Raw genomic sequence first — 17664 nt, forward strand, 5'->3', positions numbered from 1 at the left:
TTTTCCCGGTAGCCACCTCGCGCACGCGAGGTGGCTACTTTTGCCCCTGGCGACCGACCAAGCGGTACGGAATGATCCATTGGTGACTCCTGAGCCACCGGTCAGACACTGCGGGCTATCGTCTGACCCGTTCAGGAAAGCTCCGTGACACCTTCGATACCGGCGAAAGAACCTAGAGATTTACCAACAGTCACGGGACACTGGCTGAGGTAACTCACGTACCGTGACTGCCTCATGACGACTGGTCGTCTCGTCACCAGGGGTCATGCACCGGGCACGGTATGCACGAGAGGTCGGGAGAAACGCATGGCAGCACCGCCGGATCGCGTCACGTTCCGCGAGGTGTTCGGGATCGCCGAGTTCCGGGCGCTGTGGTTCGGCGAGCTGCTGTCCATCGCCGGCGACCAGCTGGCCAGGGTGGCGCTGTCCATCCTCGTGTTCACCGGCACGAACTCCGCGACGCTCACCGGCCTGACCTACGCCCTGACCTACGCGCCGTCGCTGCTGGGCGGCATCTTCCTGACCGGCTTCGCCGACCGCTTCCCGCGCCGCAGCGTGATGGTGCTCGTCGACCTGCTGCGGGCGGCCCTGATCCTGCTCGTCGCCGTGCCCGGGATGCCGTTCTGGCTGATGTGCGTGCTGGTCGGCGGCGTCTCCCTGGTCAACCCGCCGTTCAAGGCGTCCCAGCTGGCGCTGCTGCCGCAGGTGCTCGAAGGCGACCGGTTCGTCGTCGGGATGGGCATCCGGAGCATGACCGTGCAGAGCGCCCAGCTGCTCGGCTTCGCCGGCGGTGGCACGCTGCTGATCGCCCTCGACCCGCACGTGGCGCTGGTCGTCGACGCTGCCACGTTCGTGCTGTCCGCGGTCTTCGTCCGCTTCGGCGTCCGCGCCCGGCCGGCCGCGGCGAGCGGCGAGCAGCGCAAGTCCTTCTTCGCGACGCTCGGCGGCGGTGGCCGGACGGCGTTCGCGAGCGGGCCGCTGCGCACCCTGGTGCTGTTCACCTGGCTGATGGGCCTGCTGCCGGTCTACGAGGGCATCGCCGCGCCGTACGTCACGGCGGCGGGCGGCGGCCCGGAGACGATCGGCCTGCTGCTCGCGGCCGACCCGATCGGCAGCGTCATCGCGACCTTCGCCTACACGCGCTGGGTGCCCGCGCGGCTGCGGCCGAAGCTGATCGGCCCGCTGTCCGCGCTGTGCGCCGTGCCGCTGCTGCTCTGCTTCCTGAACCCCGGCCCGGTCTCGTCGATCGTGCTGTTCATCGTCTCCGGCGGCCTGGGCACGGTCTGCCTGCTGCAGGCGACCGCGTCACTGACCCTGGCGGTGCCCGACGAGCAGCGGGCGCAGGTGATGGGCCTGTCCAACACCGGCCTGACCACGATGATGGGCATCAGCCCGCTGATCGGCGGCGTGCTGGCGGATCAGCTGACCCCGCACGGCACGGTGGGCATCTTCGGCATCGCCGGGCTCGTGCTCACCCTGCCGCTGGCGGTGCTGTGGGCCCGGGCGCTGTCGGGCGAGCCGGATCGATGGATCGACAAAGAAGCCGCACGCGCCGAACATGCTTGACATGCCCCGCGCGTGGGCTCGACCTGCGCGACCTTGCGGTGCGCTGTGCGGTCACTGTTCTTTGCCGCGCATCGCTGGCCACCTCTCGTTCCGGTGTCAAAGAAAAAGTACACACCGAAAGCCCTTGTGGACAGCAGGCGAACGGTCTGAAACTGTCCGTGAGTACTTTGTCACCGTACAACCACGCAAGGGTCTGGGGGAAAAATGGTCACATCGGGGGAACAGCACGGCCAAGACTTGATTTCTCGCGTACGGGGCTGGGCACTGTGGACCCGCCCCCGCGACTGGATCATCGCGACGCTGACCGCCATCACGGTCATGCTGAGCTGGACGGCCGTTTCGCTGTTGACCGTGCCGGTCACCGTCGCCCAGCTGGGCACGTTTGCGCTGCTCACAGCCTTGGCCGTGACGCAGACGGAGGTCAGCAGGCGGCTCGAGCGGCAGCGCCGGATCCTCAGCAACGGGCCCTACATCTCGATGACTTCGGTGTGGCTGCTGCCCGCCGGCCTGCTCCTGCCGGCCCAGCTGATCGCCGCGCTCGGTGTCGTGCTGTACGTCTACTTGGCGTTCCGTAGTTGGTCCGGCACCCGTCCGGGTGAATTTCACCGCGTGGCCGCCAACGCGACCACGATGATCTTGTCGGCCTTCTCCGCGGGTGTCGTCGGTCACATGACCATCGGCAGCGGCGTGGCGACGGTGACGCTGGCCGCGCTGGCCTTCTTCACGGTCAACACCGCGCTCACCGGCCTCGGTCTCTACCTGGCCGACCCGAAGAACGCGACGCCGGTGTCCTGCCTCGGCAACATGGACGACAACCTGCTGGAGCTGTCCACGTTGTGCGTGGGCGCGCTGCTGGTGATGGTGCTCAACGAAGAACCGCTGCTGTCGGTTCTTGTCATCCTGCCGCTGTACGTGCTGCAGCGGTCCGTGCTGATCAAGCGGCTGGAAGAGCTGGCCACCACGGACCAGAAGACGCAGCTGCTCAACGCCACCACCTGGCAGGACGGCGCGCAGCGCGAGATCTCGCGCGCGGAGCGGGAGAACGGCAGCTTCGGCGCGATGATGATCGACCTCGACCACTTCAAGCGGATCAACGACACCTACGGGCACCTCGCGGGGGACGACGTGCTCAAGGCGGTCGCCGCCGTGGTCAAGCAGGAGACGCGGGCGCACGACCTGGTCGGCCGGTTCGGCGGCGAGGAGTTCGTCGCGCTGCTGCCGTCGACGTCCAAAGAGGATGCGATCGTCACGGCGGAGCGGATCCGGCAACGGGTCAGCGAACTGATCATCAGCACCACGACCAACGAAGGCGCGGCCGTCGACATCGAACGGCAGACGGCGTCCATCGGCGTCGCCGCCTACCCGCTCGACGGCGCGTCCATCGAGGAGGTGATGGCGTCCGCCGACGCGGCCGTGTACGCGGCCAAACACGGCGGGCGCAACCGGGTGGTGGGCTCGGCCGCGGCGGCTCTCGCCGCGGCTTAGCGATCCGGCCAAAAGCAGGCCGCCCCCCGCGCGGAACGCAACCGTGGCCGCAAAGTCATGCGGCCGTGGCTGTGGCCGGATTGCTAAGCGATCAGCACAGCTACCGCAACCGGTCGATGACGTCGCTCGCCTTGGTCTGCAGGCGGGCGACGCCGCCCACGGTGAACTCGGTGAGCAGGTCGATCAGGGCGTCCTGGTCCGGCGGCTCGCCGTCCCAGGTGGCCTGGACCAGTGACTCGGTCATCGCGAAGAAGAGCGTGACGAGCGCGCGGTCCGCGCGGCCGGAGTCGATGCCGTGCGCGGCCCACCGCTTGCGGGCGGCCTCGGCGTAGACGACGGCCAGCCTCTCCCTCAACCGGGTGAGGGCGGGGTCGCCCGCGCGCTCGGCCGCGCGGAGCACGCCGTAGCCCTCGGGGTGGTCGGCGACGAAGGTGACCATGTTCGCGTAGTTGGCCCGCGCCCAGGCCCGCAGGCCGGGCTGCGTGTCGGCCACGGCCGGGCTCGCGATGGCGGCGAAGGCGCTCTCCTCGGTCGCGGCCACCACCTCGGCGAACAGCGTCGCGCGGTCACCGAACTGCTCGTAGACGGCTTGGCGCGAGACGCCGGCTTCGCGCGCGATCTGCTCGATCGTCGCGCCCTGCATCCCGTGCTGCGCGACGACCTTCGCCGTCGCCTGCAGCACGCGGGCGCGCTGCTCGGAAACCGGGAGCTTGCGCGGCCGCCCGCGCGGGGCCGGGCTTGACATTGTGGTCCACCTCACGTGATTCTTTTTTCGACACCTCTGTCTGAAAAGGTGTCACCCGCGCGCACTCGACCTGCTCAACGAGGAGCAAGCATGCGTATCTTCCCCCGTCGCGCCCTCTCCGCGGCCGTCGCCACCGTTTCCGTTCTGGCCCTGGCGACGCTCGGCCCGCCTCCGGCCTCCGCCGCGTCCTTCTACGATCCCCCGTCCCCCCTCCCCGCCGGAAGCAACGGCGACGTCATCCGGCACGAGACGTCGACGTTCTACATCGACCCGATCCAGCTGATCAAGGCCGACGCGAACGTCCAGCGGATCATGTACCGCAGCACCGACACGCACGGCTCGCCGATCGCCGTCACCGGAACGGTGTTGACGCCGCGGTCGGCGTGGCACGGCGCCGGGGTGCGCCCGATCGTTTCCTACGCCGTCGGCACCCAGGGCGAGGGCGACGACTGCGCCCCGTCGAAAGCGCTTGCGGCGGGCTTCGAGTACGAAGGGCCGTTCATCGCGGGGCTGCTGACGCGGGGGTACGGCGTCGTCGTCACCGACTACGAAGGGCTGGGCACGCCCGGGGACCACACGTACGTCAACCGCGCGTCGGAGGGCCACGCCGTGCTCGACGCGATCCGCGCGGCGCAGCGGCTGCCGGAGGCGGGGCTGCCGGACGACGGCCCGGTCGCGATCGCCGGCTACTCCCAGGGCGGCGGCGCCTCGGCCGCGGCGGCGGAACTGCAGCCGAGCTACGCGCCCGAGCTGAAGCTGAAGGGCGCGTACGCCGGGGCGGTGCCGGCGGACCTCGCCGAGGTGGCCAAGAACCTCGACGGCCACTACGCGGTCGGTTTCCTCGGGTTCGCGCTGGTGAGCATGAACTACGCGTACCCGGAGCTGAACATCCCGGCGCTGCTCAACGCGCGCGGGAAGCAGCTGTTCGAGCAGGTCCGGACCGAGTGCACGGTGGAGGCGATCGCCGCGCACGCGTTCACGCAGTCCTCGACGCTGACCAGCGACGGCCGCTCGCTCGTCGCCTACCTCGGTGAGGAGCCGTACCGGTCGCGGGTGGCCGAGCAGAAGATCGGGTCGCTGAAGCCGACGGCACCGGTGCTGATCGTGCACAGCGCGCTCGACGACATCGTGCCGTACGCGCAGGACCGCGACCTGGGCCGGACGTGGTGCGGCAAGGGCGTGAAGGTGCAGTTCAGCACATCGCTGGTGCCGACGCACGTGCTCGGCGCGGTGCGGGCGTACCCGGAGGCGTTCGCCTGGCTCGAGGGCCGGTTCGCCGGCCTCCCGGCGCCGGTCAACTGCGGCTGGTTCTGACCGCGTCGTGAGTGGCAAGGCGGGTGCTAACCCGCCTTGCCACTCACGACCGGTGGGTCACTTCAGGCCGGTGGCTTCCGCGGCGGCGGGGTCGGAGTCGGCGAGGAAGGTCTTGCAGCGCTCGTGCTCCTCGGTCTCGCCGATCTTGCCGGCGGCCTTGCCCAGGACGGCGAGGGCGCGGAGGAACCCCTGGTTGGGGCGGTGCGACCAGGGCACCGGGCCGAAGCCCTTCCAGCCCGCGCGGCGCAGCTGGTCGAGGCCCCGGTGGTAGCCGGTGCGGGCGTACGCGTACGCGGCGACGGTCTCGCCCGCGTCGAAGGCCTTCTCGGCCAGCGAAGCCCACGCCTCGCTGTAGTCGGGGTGTTCGGCCGCGACGGTGGCCGGGTCGCTCCCGGCGTCGAGCGCGGCCTGGGCGGCGGTGTGCTCGGGCAGCAGCGTCGGCTCGGGGCCGAGCAGGTTGTGCGTCATGGGGTCATTGTGCCCCTACAGGAAGAGGCTCCCGAGCACCCCGGCTCCGGCCAGCACCAGGGCGGCGACGAGCACGCCCGCGACAACTCGTTTCGGCATCATGGCGCGACACCCTGCCAAGCCGGCCCCGCCGGAAGCAAGTCTGTGACCCCTACGGGTGAACCCTGGGCGCGAAGCGCCTCCGTTGAGGGTGGTGGTGGGGAAGAAGGTCGGGGGAACCCGGATTTTGGCGGCGTTTGCCACGGTCTTGGCCCACTCGTGACCATGACCGGCCATGATGTCCGGCATGGCCAAGGCAGTCGACGTCCCGGTGGACGTGATCCCGCGCAGCCCCGTCGCCAAGACGCGGCTGTTCTTCACGCGGCACTGGCACCGCGGCGCCCCCGGGCAGCCGACCCCGGACTGGGTGCTCCGGTTCTGCTACGGGATGTGGCTGGCGGCGTTCGCCTTCAAGCTGGTCGGCTCGTCGTGGGACATGTCGTGGCACTTCATGTGGCTGCGCGACGACCTGGCGCCCCCGCACCTGATCAACACCGTCGGCACGGTGATCATCGTGGTGCTGGTGGCGATCCACAGCTACACGGGCCTGGGGTGCGACAAGCGGTCGCTGCGGCTGATGCAGATCGGCCTGCTGACGTTCCTGGTCGCGGCCCCGCTGGACGTGATCAACCACCGCGTCAACGGCCTCGACCTGACCGCGTGGAGCCCGTCCCACATGATGTTGTACCTGGGTACGGGCATCATGCAGGCGGGCGTGCTCCTGGCCTGGCTGAAGTTCGCGCCGCCGGGCCGCTTCCGCACCGGCGTGCTGCTGGCGCTGTGGGCGTTCTTCCTGGAGAACACGTTCTTCCCGAACGGCCAGCAGGAATACGGGATCCTGGGGTTGCGGGCGTGGGAGCGCGGGGAGCCGGAGGCGGAGAAGTCGCTGCTGGACTTCGCGGCCAACCAGATCGGCCACCAGGTCGACCGGACGGCGGTGCTGCACTTCACGATGCCGATCCCGTCGTGGGTGTACCCGCTGTGGGGCATCGGCGTGATGGCGTTGATCCTGGTCGTGGCGCGCCGGACGCTGGGCTTCCGCTGGGCGGCCACTTCGGTGGCGCTGGCGTACGTGGCTTACCGCTCGGTGATGTGGCCGCTGCTCCTGGGGCTCGGCTTCCCGGTGTCGACGGTGCCGTTCTACCTGCTGTTCGTGGGCCTGGCGGTGGACGTCGCGTTCGCCATCGGCGCGGGCGTGCTGCAGGCCGACGCGGGGGCGCTGCTGGTGACGGCGTTCGGGTACGGGGCGTTCTGGGTGCAGTCGCAGTTCCGGCCGTGGGTGCTGGGTGACGCGCACACGGAGTCGGCCCCGCCGGCGGCGTACTGGACGGCTTTGGTGGTGCTGGGCGGGGTGTTCGCCCTGTGGGCCGGCGCGGAACCGCTGACCCGGAAGTGGGCCGCGCGGCGCTCGGTCGCCGAATCGGCCTGAACACGGCGAAGGGGCCGCCACGCAACCGTGGCGGCCCCTTCGCGCGTGACTACTTCAGCTTCGTGCCCGCCGAGCCCAGCGCCTGGCAGGCCTCGACGACGCGAGCCGCCATGCCGGCCTCCGCGGCCTTCAGGTACGAGCGGGGGTCGTACACCTTCTTGTTCCCGACCTCGCCGTCGATCTTCAAGACCCCGTCGTAGTTCTTGAAGAAGTGGTCGACGATCGGGCGGGTGAACGCGTACTGCGTGTCCGTGTCGACGTTCATCTTCACGACGCCGTACGACACCGCCTCGCGGATCTCCTCCGGCAGCGAACCCGAACCGCCGTGGAAGACCAGCTCGAACGGCTTCGAACCCGGCTCCAGGCCGAGCTTCTTCGCCGCCGCCTCCTGGCCGCCCTTCAGGACGTCCGGGCGGAGCTTCACGTTGCCCGGCTTGTACACGCCGTGGACGTTGCCGAACGTCGCCGCCAGCAGGTAGCGGCCCTTCTCGCCCGCGCCGAGGGCGTCGATCGTCTTCAGGAAGTCGCCTTCGGCGGTGTACAGCTTCTCGTTGATCTCCGCCTCGACGCCGTCCTCTTCGCCGCCGACGACGCCGATCTCGACCTCGAGGATGATGTTCGCGGCCGCCGTCTTGGCCAGCAGTTCCTGGGCGATCTCGAGGTTCTCGTCGAGGTCGATCGCCGAGCCGTCCCACATGTGGGACTGGAACAGCGGGTTCTGGCCGTTCTTGACGCGCTCGGCCGAGATCTCGATCAGCGGGCGGACGAAGCCGTCCAGCTTGTCCTTCGGGCAGTGGTCGGTGTGCAGCGCGACGTTGACGTCGTACTTGGCCGCGACGACCTGCGCGAACTCCGCCAGCGCGGTCGCGCCGGTCACCATGTCCTTGACCTTCTGGCCGGACGCGAACTCCGCACCGCCGGTGGAGAACTGGATGATCCCGTCGCTCTCCGCCTCGGCGAACCCGCGGATGGCGGCGTTCACGGTCTCGGACGAGGTCACGTTGATGGCCGGGTAGGCGAACTCGTTCGCCTTGGCCCGGTCGAGCATCTCCGCGTAGACCTCGGGGGTGGCGATGGGCATCGTTACTCCTCCTTGGCACAGGGTGGTCCCGACCGCATCGTACGAGGTGGACCGCCGCCGCACACCGGTCCCCGGGAAGAATCCAAGACAGCGCAGCTCCGCTGCTCCGTTGAGGGTGGCGGCGGGGGCATGGATGGACTTCTCCGCACGTGGAATCGGTTCAGAAGGAGTGCGTCCGGCCGCCGGGGGAACCGGCGGCCGGACGGGGATCACACCAGCTCGGCGGCCAGCGCGCGGTACGCCGGCCACGGGTCCTCGTTCAGCACCTGGACGTTGACGTGGTCGGCACCCGCTTCGAGGTGGGCGCGGACGCCGGTCGCGATCGTGCCCGCGTCGCCGTGCAGAACCAGTGCGTCGACCAGGCGGTCACTTCCCTCGCCTTCGACGTCCTCGTCCGTGAAGCCGAGTTTGCGCAGGTTGGCCACGTAGTTCGACAGCCCCAGGTAGAACTTCACGGTCTTGCGGCCGATCGCGCGGGCCTCGGCGGCGTCGGTGCCGAGGACCACCTTCTGCTCCGGGGCCAGCAGCTTGCCCTCGCCCAGGACCTCGCGAGCGCCCCGCGTGTGCTCCGGCGTGGTCAGGTACGGGTGCGCGCCCGCCGTCCGGTCGCCGGCCAGCTCGAGGACCTTCGGGCCGAGCGCCGCCAGGGCGCGGCCGGCCACCGGGACCCCCGCCGCGTCCAGGCCGTCGAGGTAGTCGACCAGGGCCGCGTACGGCTTCTTGTACTCCTTGGACGCCTCGGGGTGACCCGCGCCGATGCCGAGCAGGAAGCGGTCCGGGTACTTGGCCACGATCCGTTCGTACACGCGGGCGATGTCCGCGGGCTCGTCCTGCCAGATGTTCACGATGCCGGTCGCGATGACCAGGCGGTCCGTCGCCGCGAGCAGATCGTCCACGTAGGCGAGGTCCCCGCTCGGGGACGCGCCCAGCCAGATCGCGCCGTAGCCGAGCTTCTCCGCCTCCGCCGCGAACTGCGCGTCGACGCCCGAGTAGTGCCGCCAGATACCGAGCTTGCCGAGTTCGATTGCCATAGAACACCCCAACGCACGAAGTACCGGTTTTCCTCCCGGTTCCCACGAGCCGGGAAAAGACTAACGTCGGGAGCATGACCAAGCTGGGCAACACCGACCTCGACGTCTACGGCCTCAACCTGGGCGGGAACGTCTTCGGCTGGACGGCCGACGAGCCGCAGTCGCACGCCGTGCTCGACGCCTACGCCGCCGCCGGCGGCAACTTCGTGGACACCGCCGACCTCTACGGCGGTGGCGGCCGCTCCGAGGAGATCCTCGGCCGCTGGCTGGCCGTGCGCGGCCGGCGTGACGACTTCGTCGTCGCCACGAAGGTCGGCGGGTGGCAGGAGCGGCCCGGCCTGTCGGCGAAGAACATCCAGGCCGCGGCCGAGGACTCGCTGCGGCGGCTGCAGCTCGACCACATCGACCTCTACTACGCCCACGTCGACGACCGGGACACGCCGCTCGAAGAGACGCTGGGCGCGTTCGACACCCTGGTCCGCGCGGGCAAGGTGCGCTACCTCGGCGCGTCCAACTACACCGCCGAACGGCTCGCCGAAGCACTGTCCATTTCGGACCAGAACGGCTTCGCGCGGTACGCCGTGCTGCAGCCGCACTACAACCTCGTCGAGCGGGACTACGAGCGTGACCTCGCCCCGATCGTCGCGCGCGAGGGCCTGGCCACGCTGCCGTACTTCGCCCTCGCCAAGGGCTTCCTCACCGGCAAGTACCGCACGAAGGACGAGACCGGCGACAGCCCGCGCGCCGCCCGCGCCGCGTCCTATTTGGACGCCGATGGCGAGCGCGTGCTCGCCGCGCTGGACGAGGTCGCGCAGGCGCACGGCGTTTCGGTCGCCACGGTGGCGCTCGCCTGGCTGCGGCAGCAGCCGACGGTCGCCGCGCCGATCGCCAGCGCCCGAACACCCGAGCAGCTGATCGACCTGGTCGCGTCGGTCTCCCTGGAGCTGACCGACGCCGAAGTCGCCGCGCTGAGCGAGGCCTAGAACCCTACTTCTGGGTAGCTTACTGCGGGTAAGTTGAGGTACGGTGCCCTCAAGTGACGTCTAGGAGGGCACCGTGGCCAACCCGTTTTCGCTGCTGAGCGGCACCAAGAAGGTCGACGGCAAGGTCGTGCTGATCACCGGCGCCGCCCGTGGCATCGGCGCCGGGCTGGCCGAACGACTGGCCGCGCGCGGCGCCAAGGTCGCCCTCGTCGGCCTCGAAGCCGAGGAGCAGCAGAAGGTCGCCGACCGCATCGGCCCGAACGCACGCGCGTGGGAAGCCGACGTCACCAGCTGGGACGCCCTCGAGCAGGCCACCAAGGGCGTCGTCGAGCACTTCGGCGGGATCGACATCGTCATCGCCAACGCCGGCATCGCGACCGCGGGCTTCGTCCGCTCGGTCGACCGGGCCGCGTTCGAGAAGGTGATCGAGGTCGACCTGCTCGGCGTCTGGCGCACCTTCCGCGTCACGCTCCCGCACGTCATCGAGCGCAAGGGCTACCTGCTGGCCATCTCCAGCCTCGCCGCGATCACGCACGCGCCCGGCATGGCGAACTACGCCGCCGCGAAGGCCGGCGTCGAAGCCTTCTCGAACAGCCTGCGCGCCGAAGTCGCCCACCTGGGCGTCAAGGTCGGCGTCGCGCACCCGACGTGGATCCGCACCGACCTGGTCGAGAGCGCCGACGCGCACCCGGTGTTCGGCAAGCTCCGCGCGTCGATGCCCGGCCTGATCGGCAAGACCTACCCCCTGGAGGTGGCCCTGGACGACCTCGAAGCCGGCATCCTCAAGCGCGCCCGGACCATCCACGTGCCGCGCTGGGTCGGCGGGCTCAAGCTGTTCCGCGCGTTCCTCCCGCCGGTCATCGAGATCGGCTCCCGCAGCCGGGTACCGTCGGCGGACAAGGCCGCGCTGGCCGACATCGAGGCGCGCGGCGCGTTCGAGTCGGCGGTCACCGGCCACGGCGGGCGGGCCGCCACCAAGGGGTGAAGATGTCCCGTCGCGACCAGATCAGGATGACCGAGGACGAGGTGCGCGCGTACCTCGCGGAGCAGAAGGTCATCAACGTCGCCAGCATCGGCCCGAACGGCCGCCCGCACCTCGCGCCGCTCTGGTACTTCCCGCACGAAGACGGCGTCGCGACCTGGACGTACGGCACGTCGCAGAAGGCGAAGAACCTCCGCCGCCTGCCGGAGGCGACCGTGCTGGTCGAGGACGGCGACAGCTACGAGAAGCTCCGCGGCGTCTCGTTCGAGGCCGACGTCGAACTCGTCGAGGACGTCGACGAGGTCACCCGGATGGGGACGGCGCTGATGCAGCGCTACTCCGGAGCCAAGCCGGGCGACCCCGCACCGGCCGAACTGCAGGCTTTCATCGCAGGTCAGGCCGCGAAACGCATCGGGCTGGTCTTCCGCCCGACCAAGGTCGTGAGCTGGGACCACGGCAAGCTCGGCGGGACATACTGATCGGTAGGGAGTACTTCCAAGTAACTGTTACCTGAGGTAACGTCATCTGGGCAGGATCCCCGACGCAGCGGAGGCCGACAGATGACCGAGCGGTTCAAGGTCGTGATCGTGGGCACCGGGTTCTCCGGGCTCGGCCAGGCGATCCAGCTCGAGAAGGCCGGCATCCGGGACTACGTGATCCTGGAGAAGGCCACCGAGGTGGGCGGCACCTGGCGCGACAACTCCTACCCCGGGTGCGCGTGCGACGTGCAGTCGCACATGTACTCGTTCTCGTACGAGCAGAACCCGGGCTGGTCGCGGTCGTTCTCGCCGCAGCCGGAGATCTTCGACTACCTCAAGGGGGTCGCGGACAAGTACCGGCTGCGCGAGAAGATCCGCTTCGGCGTCGAGCTGACCGGCGCGCACTGGGACGAGGGCGAACGCCGCTGGACGGCGACCACGAAGGACGGCCGCGAGTTCGTCGCGCAGTTCCTCGTCTCCGGCGTCGGCGGCCTGCACATCCCGCAGATCCCCGAGCTGCCCGGGATCGCCAACTTCGAGGGCCGGACCTGGCACTCCGCGCGCTGGAACCACGAGTACGACCTGCGCGGCAAGAAGGTCGCCGTGGTGGGCACCGGCGCCAGCGCCGTCCAGTTCGTGCCGAAGATCGCCCCGGAGGTCGCCGAGCTGACGCTCTTCCAGCGGACGCCGCCGTGGATCATGCCCAAGCCCGACCACGCGATGCCGTCGTGGGCGCAGACGCTGTTCAAGCGCGTCCCGGGCACCCAGCGCCTCTACCGCAACGCGCTGTACTGGCTCCTCGAAGCGCGGGCCATCGGCTTCAACGGCCACCCGGCGATCATGAAGGCCGGCGAGCTGATCGCGAAGCGGAACATCGCGAAGGGGATCAAGGACCGCGCGCTGCGCGAGAAGGTCACGCCGGACTACACGATGGGCTGCAAGCGCGTCCTGATCTCCAACGACTACTACCCGGCGCTGGCCCGGCCGAACGTCGAGGTGAACACCGACGGCATCCGCGAGGTCAAGGCGCACTCGATCGTCGACTCCGCGGGCGTCGAGCACGAGGTCGACGCGATCGTCTACGGCACCGGCTTCAAGGTGACCGACGCGCTGGAGTACCTCGACATCACCGGCGTCGACGGCCGCAACCTCGCCAAGGAGTGGGCGAGCGAGGGCATGCGGACGCACAAGGGCATCACCGTCTCCGGCTTCCCGAACCTGTTCTTCCTGCTGGGCCCGAACACCGCGCTCGGCCACAACTCCGTGGTGTTCATGATCGAGTCGCAGTCCCGGTACGTCGTCGACGCCATCAAGCTCGCCGATTCCCGTGGCGCCGCGGCGCTCGACGTCCGGCCGGGCGTGCAGGACGAGTTCCAGCGGGAGATCCAGGACAAGCTGGTCAAGGGCGTCTGGACGCAGGGCGGCTGCAAGAGCTGGTACCTCGACGCCCAGGGCGTGAACCGGACCATCTGGCCGGGCTTCACCTGGCGCTACTGGCTCCAGACGCGCAAGGTCGACCCGGCGGACTACGAGCTGTCCGGCCGGGCGTCATGACTTCGCAGGACGAGCAGCTCGTCCTGCACGCCCGGAACGTCAAGTTCGGCTGGGCGGCGCTGCCGCTGCACTGGATCCCCGGCGAACCGCAGGCCACGCACACCATCAACGTGCTGCACCTGGCGCTGCCCGAGGGCGAGCGCTGGTTCGTCGAGGTGTTCAAGCAGGCGGTGCCGCTGATCCGCGACGAACGGCTCAAGGTAGACGTCCTCGGCTTCATCGGCCAGGAGGCGGTGCACGCCGAGGCTCACGACGGCGCGGCGGCGCACCTCGAAGCGGCGGGTGTGCGGGTGCGGCCGTTCGTGGCGCAGATGGAGTGGCTGTTCCGGAAGCTGCTCGGCGACCGTGACCTGACCGGGCAGGCCGCCGAGGAGTGGCTGGTCGAGCGGCTGGGGATCATCGCCGCGATCGAGCACTACACGGCGTTCCTCGGCCAGTGGGTGCTCGACGCGCCCCTGGAGGACGCGGGCGCCGACCCGGTGATGCTGGACCTGCTGCGCTGGCACGGCGCCGAGGAGGTCGAGCACCGGTCGGTGGCGTTCGACCTGTTCATGCACCTCGACGGGCGCCACGGACGCCGGGTCCGCAGCATGGCGGCGGTGACGCCGGTGCTGGCCTGGGTCTTCGCCCGAGGCACGCGGTACCTGATGCGCAACGACCCGGCCCACCCCGGACGCGCGTCGCTGCGGGGGTACCGGCGGGCGGCCCGGCGCGGGTTGCTGCCGACCGGGCGTCAGCTGGTGCGGGAGATCCGGCCGTACTTCCGGAAGTCGTACCACCCGTCCGAGACCGGGAACACCGAGCAGGCGGTGGCCTACCTGGCGAGTTCGCCCGCGGCCCGGGCGGCGGAGTGACCCTCGGCCGGCCGACCCGGCTCGACGGCAGCGACCGCACCGACCACCTGATGTCCACTTTGGTGGGTGTCGTGGGTGTTTATCGCCGTTGTCGCAATTCAGCGGTCGGCGGCGGCCGCCCGTGGCCACAGTGGACCGCGATCTTTCGCTGGTCGTCGAAACGATCCGGCCCGAAGCCGAGGGGGTCGTGAGCCTGCGCCTCGCGAACGGCGTCCCGCTGCCGGGCTGGCGGCCGGGCGCGCACCTCGACCTCGTGCTGCCGTCCGGCCTGACCAGGCAGTATTCACTGTGCGGGGACCAGGGCGACCGCTCGCACTACCGGATCGCCGTCCGGAAGATCGGCGTCGCCTCGGCCGAGGTCCACGCGCTGGTGCCCGGGACCCGCGTCACCGCGCGCGGCCCGCGGACGGCCTTCCCGTTCGTCGGCGCCGGGCCGTTCCTGTTCGTCGCCGGCGGCATCGGGATCACGCCGCTCCTGCCGATGGTCCGCCGCTGCGTCGCATCGGGGGCGGACTGGCGGCTGGTCTACACCGGGCGCAGCCGGGAGTCGATGCCGTTCCTCGGGGAGCTGCCAGACGACGACCGCGTCTGGATCCGCCCCGACACCGAGTACGGCATCCCGGCGTCCGGCGCCGAGCTCCTGGCCGGGCTGCCGGACGGCGCGTCGGTCTACTGCTGCGGCCCGGTGCCGATGATCACCGGTGTCCGCGCCGACCTGGCGCTGACCGCGGCCAAGGCCGTCCACTTCGAACGGTTCGCCCCGCCGCCGATCGTCGCCGGCGAGCCGTTCCGGCTGACTTTGCGCAGGTCAGGACGCACCTTGGTGGTGCCGGGCGACCGGAGCGCCCTCGACGTCCTGCGCGAGGCGCGTCCCGGGACGCCGTACTCCTGCCGGCAGGGCTTCTGCGGGACGTGCGCGGTGCCGACGGCCGACGGCGGGTCCATGCGGATCTGCGTCGACCGCGGCACCACCGTGCTCGACCTATGACTCCTGGGGCAGCCAGGCGCCGATCACCGGCTTGAACTCGCGGACGGTCCGCTGCGCGACGACCCCTTCCAGGTGGTACGGGTCCTGGTCGATCGTCTCCATGAGGTGCGCTTCGTCGTCGGCCTGGTACAGCGTGAGGCCGCCGGTGCCGTCGCCGAGCGGGCCGGCGACCGCGACGCGGCCCTGCTCGGCCAGCTTGCTCAGGAACTCGCGGTGCCGCGGCCGGACCTCCGGCATCTTCTCCTGGACGTAGGTGATTTCGACGAGGAACCAGGCCATGTGGATCTCCGGGGTCGGCGCGGGGTTGTCGGGTCCGACGCTACCCGTGTCACGGTTCCGTACCAGCGGGCGATCTGTGGCAGCGGCACCTGAACCCGATAGGCTGGGCGTGCGTCAGTACCTGTGTGAGCGCTGTGAATACCGTGAACCTGCTGACGCGGCACACCGTGCAAACCGGGGTCGAGAACAGGCAGGGGTTCATGCTCGAGGGCAATGCGGAACGCAGTGTCGAGGCGACCCTCGGCCACCTGCGGGTCATGGACGGTCCGGCCCCGGCGCAGACCGCCGCGCCACTGACCCTCGAAGACCTCTACCGCCAGCACCGCATGCGGCTGGTCCGGCTGGCGATTCTGCTGGTCGACGAGCCCGCGACCGCGGAAGACGTGGTCCAGGAGGCCTTCACCGGCCTGCACCGCAACTGGGGCCGGCTCCGGGACGCCGCGGCCGCGGTCGGCTACCTGCGCACCGCGGTCGTCAACGGGTCGCGCAGCGTGCTGCGCCGCCGCAAGACGGCCCGCGAGTACGTGCCGCCGCACGCGGTGAACGCGCGCTCCGCGGAGAGCCTCGCGATGCTCTCCAGCGAGCACCAGGCCGTGGTCAGCGCGCTGTCGAAGCTGCCGCCCCGCCAGCGCGAAGTGCTGGTGCTGCGGTACTACGGCGGGCTGAGCGAGGCCGAGATCTCTGAGGCCGCAGGTATCTCCAAGGGTACCGTGAAATCGACCGCCAGCCGGGCGCTCGAGGCACTCCAGAAGGCCATGCAAGCCCCACAGTGACCCGGGTGGACCATTCCGATCACTGAGTCGTATCACCATGCTTGGTCCAGACCAATATATGCTGGGGTGCGTGAGAGGCGCCGGAGATTTCGTGATCATGGGCGGCCGGGTCGCCGCCCCGGACCGTGTACTCGACGACGGCTGGGTGGCCGTCACCGACGGGCGGATCGCCGGCGTGGGTTCCGGGACCCCGCCGTCCGGCGAGCACGTGGACGTCGGAGGGGCACTGGTCGTGCCCGGGTTCATCGACACCCACTGCCACGGCGGGGGAGGTGCTTCGTTCACCTCCCTCGATCCCGAGGAACTCCTGACGGCGGTGCGAGCGCACCGCCGTCACGGCACCACGACCATGCTGGCCAGCCTGGTCTCCGACCCGGTGGACATCCTGCGTGAGCAGGTCGCGGCGCTGCGTGAGCTCGTCCAGGACGGCGAGGTCGCGGGCATCCACCTGGAGGGGCCGTTCATCTCGAAGGCCCGCTGCGGCGCGCACGACCCGGAGACGCTGCTCGAACCGGACACCGGCACGGTCGAGAAGCTGCTGCGCGCCGGCCAGGGCGCGATCCGGATGGTCACCATCGCCCCCGAGCTGCACGGCGGCGTGAAGGCCGTCCGGCAGCTGGCCGAGTCCGGCGTCATCGCGGCCATCGGGCACACCGACGGCGTCGAGGAGCAGCTGCTGCCGGCGATCGACGCGGGCGCGACGGTGGCGACCCACCTGTTCAACGGCATGCGGCCGCTGCACCACCGCGAGCCCGGCCCGGTCGGCGCGCTCCTGGACGACGAGCGCATCACGATCGAGCTCATCTGCGACCTGGTCCACCTGCACCCGACGGTCGTCCGCCTGGCGGCGAAGCACGCGGGCCGCAACCGGACGGTCCTGATCACCGACGCGATGTCGGCCACGGACGCGGCGGACGGCCGCTACACGCTGGGCCGCCTCGAGGTCGACGTCCACGACGGCGTCGCCACCCTCGCGGACAACGGTTCGCTGGCCGGCAGCACCCTGACGATGGACACCGCCTTCCGGAATCTGGTCGGGGGTGCGAAACTCGGCATCCTCGACGCGGTGCACGCGACGTCGCAGCGGCCGGCGGAGCTGCTCGGCATCGCGGACCGCACCGGCATGCTCTGCGCCGGGTACCAGGCCGACATCGTGGTCCTCGACCAGGACCTGCGGCCGGCGAAGGTGCTGCGGCGGGGAGAATGGGTCGCCGAGGTGGGAACGGCTACCTTGAGTACCTAGGTTGCGTTGCGAGCGGACGGGCGGAGATGAGCGAGCCGAAGGACCCCGAGCAGCTGCTGGCGGACGCCCTTCGCGCGCAAGCCGTCTTCGCGCCTTCCGCGGCCTCTCCCAAGGAGCCGGCCACCGACGCGGTCCCGACCAGCGACCTGCCGTCGGCGTACGGGCTGCTGTCGGGGGCGAGCGCGGACTCGCTGGAGCGCGAGCGCGCGGCACTGGACGCGGAGGCACCGACGACGTTCGCCCCGCGGCCGCCGGAGCCGGCGCGGGCGTCGGCGCAGCTGCCGGCGTACTGGATCTTGTTGCTGGCGGTGCTGCTGGGGCTCGCCGCGGGGTCCGTGGTCGGCCTGCTGACCCTGGTCTGACCGGGTCTC

At 70.4% G+C, this 17664-nt stretch carries 18 protein-coding genes; 13 read left to right on the plus strand and 5 right to left on the minus strand.

Annotated elements, in window-relative coordinates; translation table 11 throughout:
• The first annotated feature begins 306 nt into the window (after nt 1–306).
• Both H5965_RS11170 and H5965_RS11175 read left to right on the plus strand, forming a co-directional pair.
• Entirely contained in the window at nt 307–1566 is a 1260-nt protein-coding gene (locus H5965_RS11170; RefSeq protein ID WP_310969525.1) for an MFS transporter, read from the plus strand.
• A gap of 321 nt (nt 1567–1887) precedes the next feature.
• Nucleotides 1888–3051: a GGDEF domain-containing protein gene (locus tag H5965_RS11175; protein WP_310969695.1), complete on the plus strand. Its 1164-nt coding sequence runs from the start codon at nt 1888–1890 to the stop codon at nt 3049–3051.
• A gap of 100 nt (nt 3052–3151) precedes the next feature.
• Here H5965_RS11175 and H5965_RS11180 read toward each other — a convergent pair whose 3' ends face one another.
• Nucleotides 3152–3796 carry a TetR/AcrR family transcriptional regulator gene (locus H5965_RS11180; protein WP_310969526.1) on the minus strand — a complete coding sequence of 215 codons (645 nt, stop codon included), beginning with the start codon at nt 3794–3796 and terminating at the stop codon, nt 3152–3154.
• A gap of 90 nt (nt 3797–3886) precedes the next feature.
• Here H5965_RS11180 and H5965_RS11185 point away from each other — a divergent pair, with 90 nt between their 5' ends.
• Nucleotides 3887–5110, plus strand: coding sequence for a lipase family protein (locus H5965_RS11185; protein WP_310969527.1), 1224 nt, complete (start codon nt 3887–3889; stop codon nt 5108–5110).
• Between the two features lie 57 nt (nt 5111–5167).
• Here H5965_RS11185 and H5965_RS11190 read toward each other — a convergent pair whose 3' ends face one another.
• Nucleotides 5168–5578 carry a DUF3151 domain-containing protein gene (locus tag H5965_RS11190; protein WP_310969528.1) on the minus strand — a complete coding sequence of 137 codons (411 nt, stop codon included), beginning with the start codon at nt 5576–5578 and terminating at the stop codon, nt 5168–5170.
• Nucleotides 5579–5864: 286 nt separating this feature from the next.
• Between H5965_RS11190 and H5965_RS11195 the strand changes: the two genes are divergently transcribed.
• The gene (locus tag H5965_RS11195) at nt 5865–7046 is read left to right on the plus strand and encodes a hypothetical protein (RefSeq protein ID WP_310969529.1); all 1182 of its coding nucleotides are present in this window, start codon (nt 5865–5867) and stop codon (nt 7044–7046) included.
• Nucleotides 7047–7095: 49 nt separating this feature from the next.
• Here the strand turns inward: H5965_RS11195 and fbaA are convergent, their stop codons facing one another.
• Complete coding sequence (gene fbaA, locus H5965_RS11200) at nt 7096–8127, minus strand: class II fructose-bisphosphate aldolase (RefSeq protein WP_310969530.1); 1032 nt, start codon at nt 8125–8127, stop codon at nt 7096–7098.
• Between the two features lie 209 nt (nt 8128–8336).
• Complete coding sequence (locus H5965_RS11205) at nt 8337–9158, minus strand: LLM class F420-dependent oxidoreductase (RefSeq protein WP_310969531.1); 822 nt, start codon at nt 9156–9158, stop codon at nt 8337–8339.
• 74 nt (nt 9159–9232) lie between these two features.
• Between H5965_RS11205 and H5965_RS11210 the strand changes: the two genes are divergently transcribed.
• The 6 genes from H5965_RS11210 (at nt 9233) to H5965_RS11235 (ending at nt 14998) form a co-directional block, all read left to right on the plus strand.
• Nucleotides 9233–10141: an aldo/keto reductase gene (locus tag H5965_RS11210; protein ID WP_310969532.1), complete on the plus strand. Its 909-nt coding sequence runs from the start codon at nt 9233–9235 to the stop codon at nt 10139–10141.
• Between the two features lie 73 nt (nt 10142–10214).
• The gene (locus tag H5965_RS11215) at nt 10215–11126 is read left to right on the plus strand and encodes an SDR family oxidoreductase (RefSeq protein ID WP_310969533.1); all 912 of its coding nucleotides are present in this window, start codon (nt 10215–10217) and stop codon (nt 11124–11126) included.
• A 2-nt stretch (nt 11127–11128) separates the two neighbouring features.
• Nucleotides 11129–11602: a pyridoxamine 5'-phosphate oxidase family protein gene (locus H5965_RS11220; protein WP_310969534.1), complete on the plus strand. Its 474-nt coding sequence runs from the start codon at nt 11129–11131 to the stop codon at nt 11600–11602.
• An 81-nt stretch (nt 11603–11683) separates the two neighbouring features.
• Nucleotides 11684–13156, plus strand: a complete 1473-nt coding sequence (locus H5965_RS11225) for an NAD(P)/FAD-dependent oxidoreductase (RefSeq protein WP_310969535.1) — start codon at nt 11684–11686, stop codon at nt 13154–13156.
• Nucleotides 13153–14010 (plus strand): metal-dependent hydrolase, encoded by an 858-nt coding sequence (locus H5965_RS11230; RefSeq protein WP_310969536.1) that lies wholly within the window; start codon nt 13153–13155, stop codon nt 14008–14010. The genes H5965_RS11225 and H5965_RS11230 overlap by 4 nt, the downstream gene beginning before the upstream one ends.
• Before the next feature lie 121 nt (nt 14011–14131).
• Nucleotides 14132–14998, plus strand: a complete 867-nt coding sequence (locus H5965_RS11235; RefSeq protein WP_310969537.1) for a PDR/VanB family oxidoreductase — start codon at nt 14132–14134, stop codon at nt 14996–14998.
• Here the strand turns inward: H5965_RS11235 and H5965_RS11240 are convergent.
• Nucleotides 14993–15277, minus strand: coding sequence for a YciI family protein (locus H5965_RS11240; protein WP_310969538.1), 285 nt, complete (start codon nt 15275–15277; stop codon nt 14993–14995). The two genes, H5965_RS11235 and H5965_RS11240, sit on opposite strands and share 6 nt — an antisense overlap.
• A 200-nt stretch (nt 15278–15477) precedes the next feature.
• Between H5965_RS11240 and H5965_RS11245 the strand changes: the two genes are divergently transcribed.
• The 3 genes from H5965_RS11245 (at nt 15478) to H5965_RS11255 (ending at nt 17655) form a co-directional block, all read left to right on the plus strand.
• Nucleotides 15478–16050 carry an RNA polymerase sigma factor gene (locus H5965_RS11245; RefSeq protein ID WP_163046624.1) on the plus strand — a complete coding sequence of 191 codons (573 nt, stop codon included), beginning with the start codon at nt 15478–15480 and terminating at the stop codon, nt 16048–16050.
• A 91-nt stretch (nt 16051–16141) separates the two neighbouring features.
• Entirely contained in the window at nt 16142–17293 is a 1152-nt protein-coding gene (gene nagA, locus H5965_RS11250; protein ID WP_310969696.1) for an N-acetylglucosamine-6-phosphate deacetylase, read from the plus strand.
• Nucleotides 17294–17319: 26 nt separating this feature from the next.
• A complete protein-coding gene (locus tag H5965_RS11255) occupies nt 17320–17655 on the plus strand; it encodes a hypothetical protein (RefSeq protein WP_310969539.1) in 336 nt (111 codons plus the stop codon).
• Nucleotides 17656–17664: the final 9 nt, after the last annotated feature.

Origin of the sequence: Amycolatopsis sp. 505 (assembly GCF_031625235.1) — a bacterium.
Classification (GTDB): Bacteria; Actinomycetota; Actinomycetes; order Mycobacteriales; family Pseudonocardiaceae; genus Amycolatopsis.

Coding starts and splice junctions, on each gene's coding strand:
- H5965_RS11225 (WP_310969535.1), top strand. CDS start 11,684: ATGACCGAGCGGTTCAAGGTCGTGATCGTGGGCACCGGGTTCTCCGGG.
- H5965_RS11205 (WP_310969531.1), bottom strand. CDS start 9,158: ATGGCAATCGAACTCGGCAAGCTCGGTATCTGGCGGCACTACTCGGGC.
- H5965_RS11240 (WP_310969538.1), bottom strand. CDS start 15,277: ATGGCCTGGTTCCTCGTCGAAATCACCTACGTCCAGGAGAAGATGCCG.
- H5965_RS11195 (WP_310969529.1), top strand. CDS start 5,865: ATGGCCAAGGCAGTCGACGTCCCGGTGGACGTGATCCCGCGCAGCCCC.
- fbaA (WP_310969530.1), bottom strand. CDS start 8,127: ATGCCCATCGCCACCCCCGAGGTCTACGCGGAGATGCTCGACCGGGCC.
- H5965_RS11255 (WP_310969539.1), top strand. CDS start 17,320: ATGAGCGAGCCGAAGGACCCCGAGCAGCTGCTGGCGGACGCCCTTCGC.
- H5965_RS11210 (WP_310969532.1), top strand. CDS start 9,233: ATGACCAAGCTGGGCAACACCGACCTCGACGTCTACGGCCTCAACCTG.
- H5965_RS11220 (WP_310969534.1), top strand. CDS start 11,129: ATGTCCCGTCGCGACCAGATCAGGATGACCGAGGACGAGGTGCGCGCG.
- H5965_RS11185 (WP_310969527.1), top strand. CDS start 3,887: ATGCGTATCTTCCCCCGTCGCGCCCTCTCCGCGGCCGTCGCCACCGTT.
- H5965_RS11230 (WP_310969536.1), top strand. CDS start 13,153: ATGACTTCGCAGGACGAGCAGCTCGTCCTGCACGCCCGGAACGTCAAG.
- H5965_RS11170 (WP_310969525.1), top strand. CDS start 307: ATGGCAGCACCGCCGGATCGCGTCACGTTCCGCGAGGTGTTCGGGATC.
- H5965_RS11190 (WP_310969528.1), bottom strand. CDS start 5,578: ATGACGCACAACCTGCTCGGCCCCGAGCCGACGCTGCTGCCCGAGCAC.
- H5965_RS11245 (WP_163046624.1), top strand. CDS start 15,478: ATGCTCGAGGGCAATGCGGAACGCAGTGTCGAGGCGACCCTCGGCCAC.
- H5965_RS11180 (WP_310969526.1), bottom strand. CDS start 3,796: ATGTCAAGCCCGGCCCCGCGCGGGCGGCCGCGCAAGCTCCCGGTTTCC.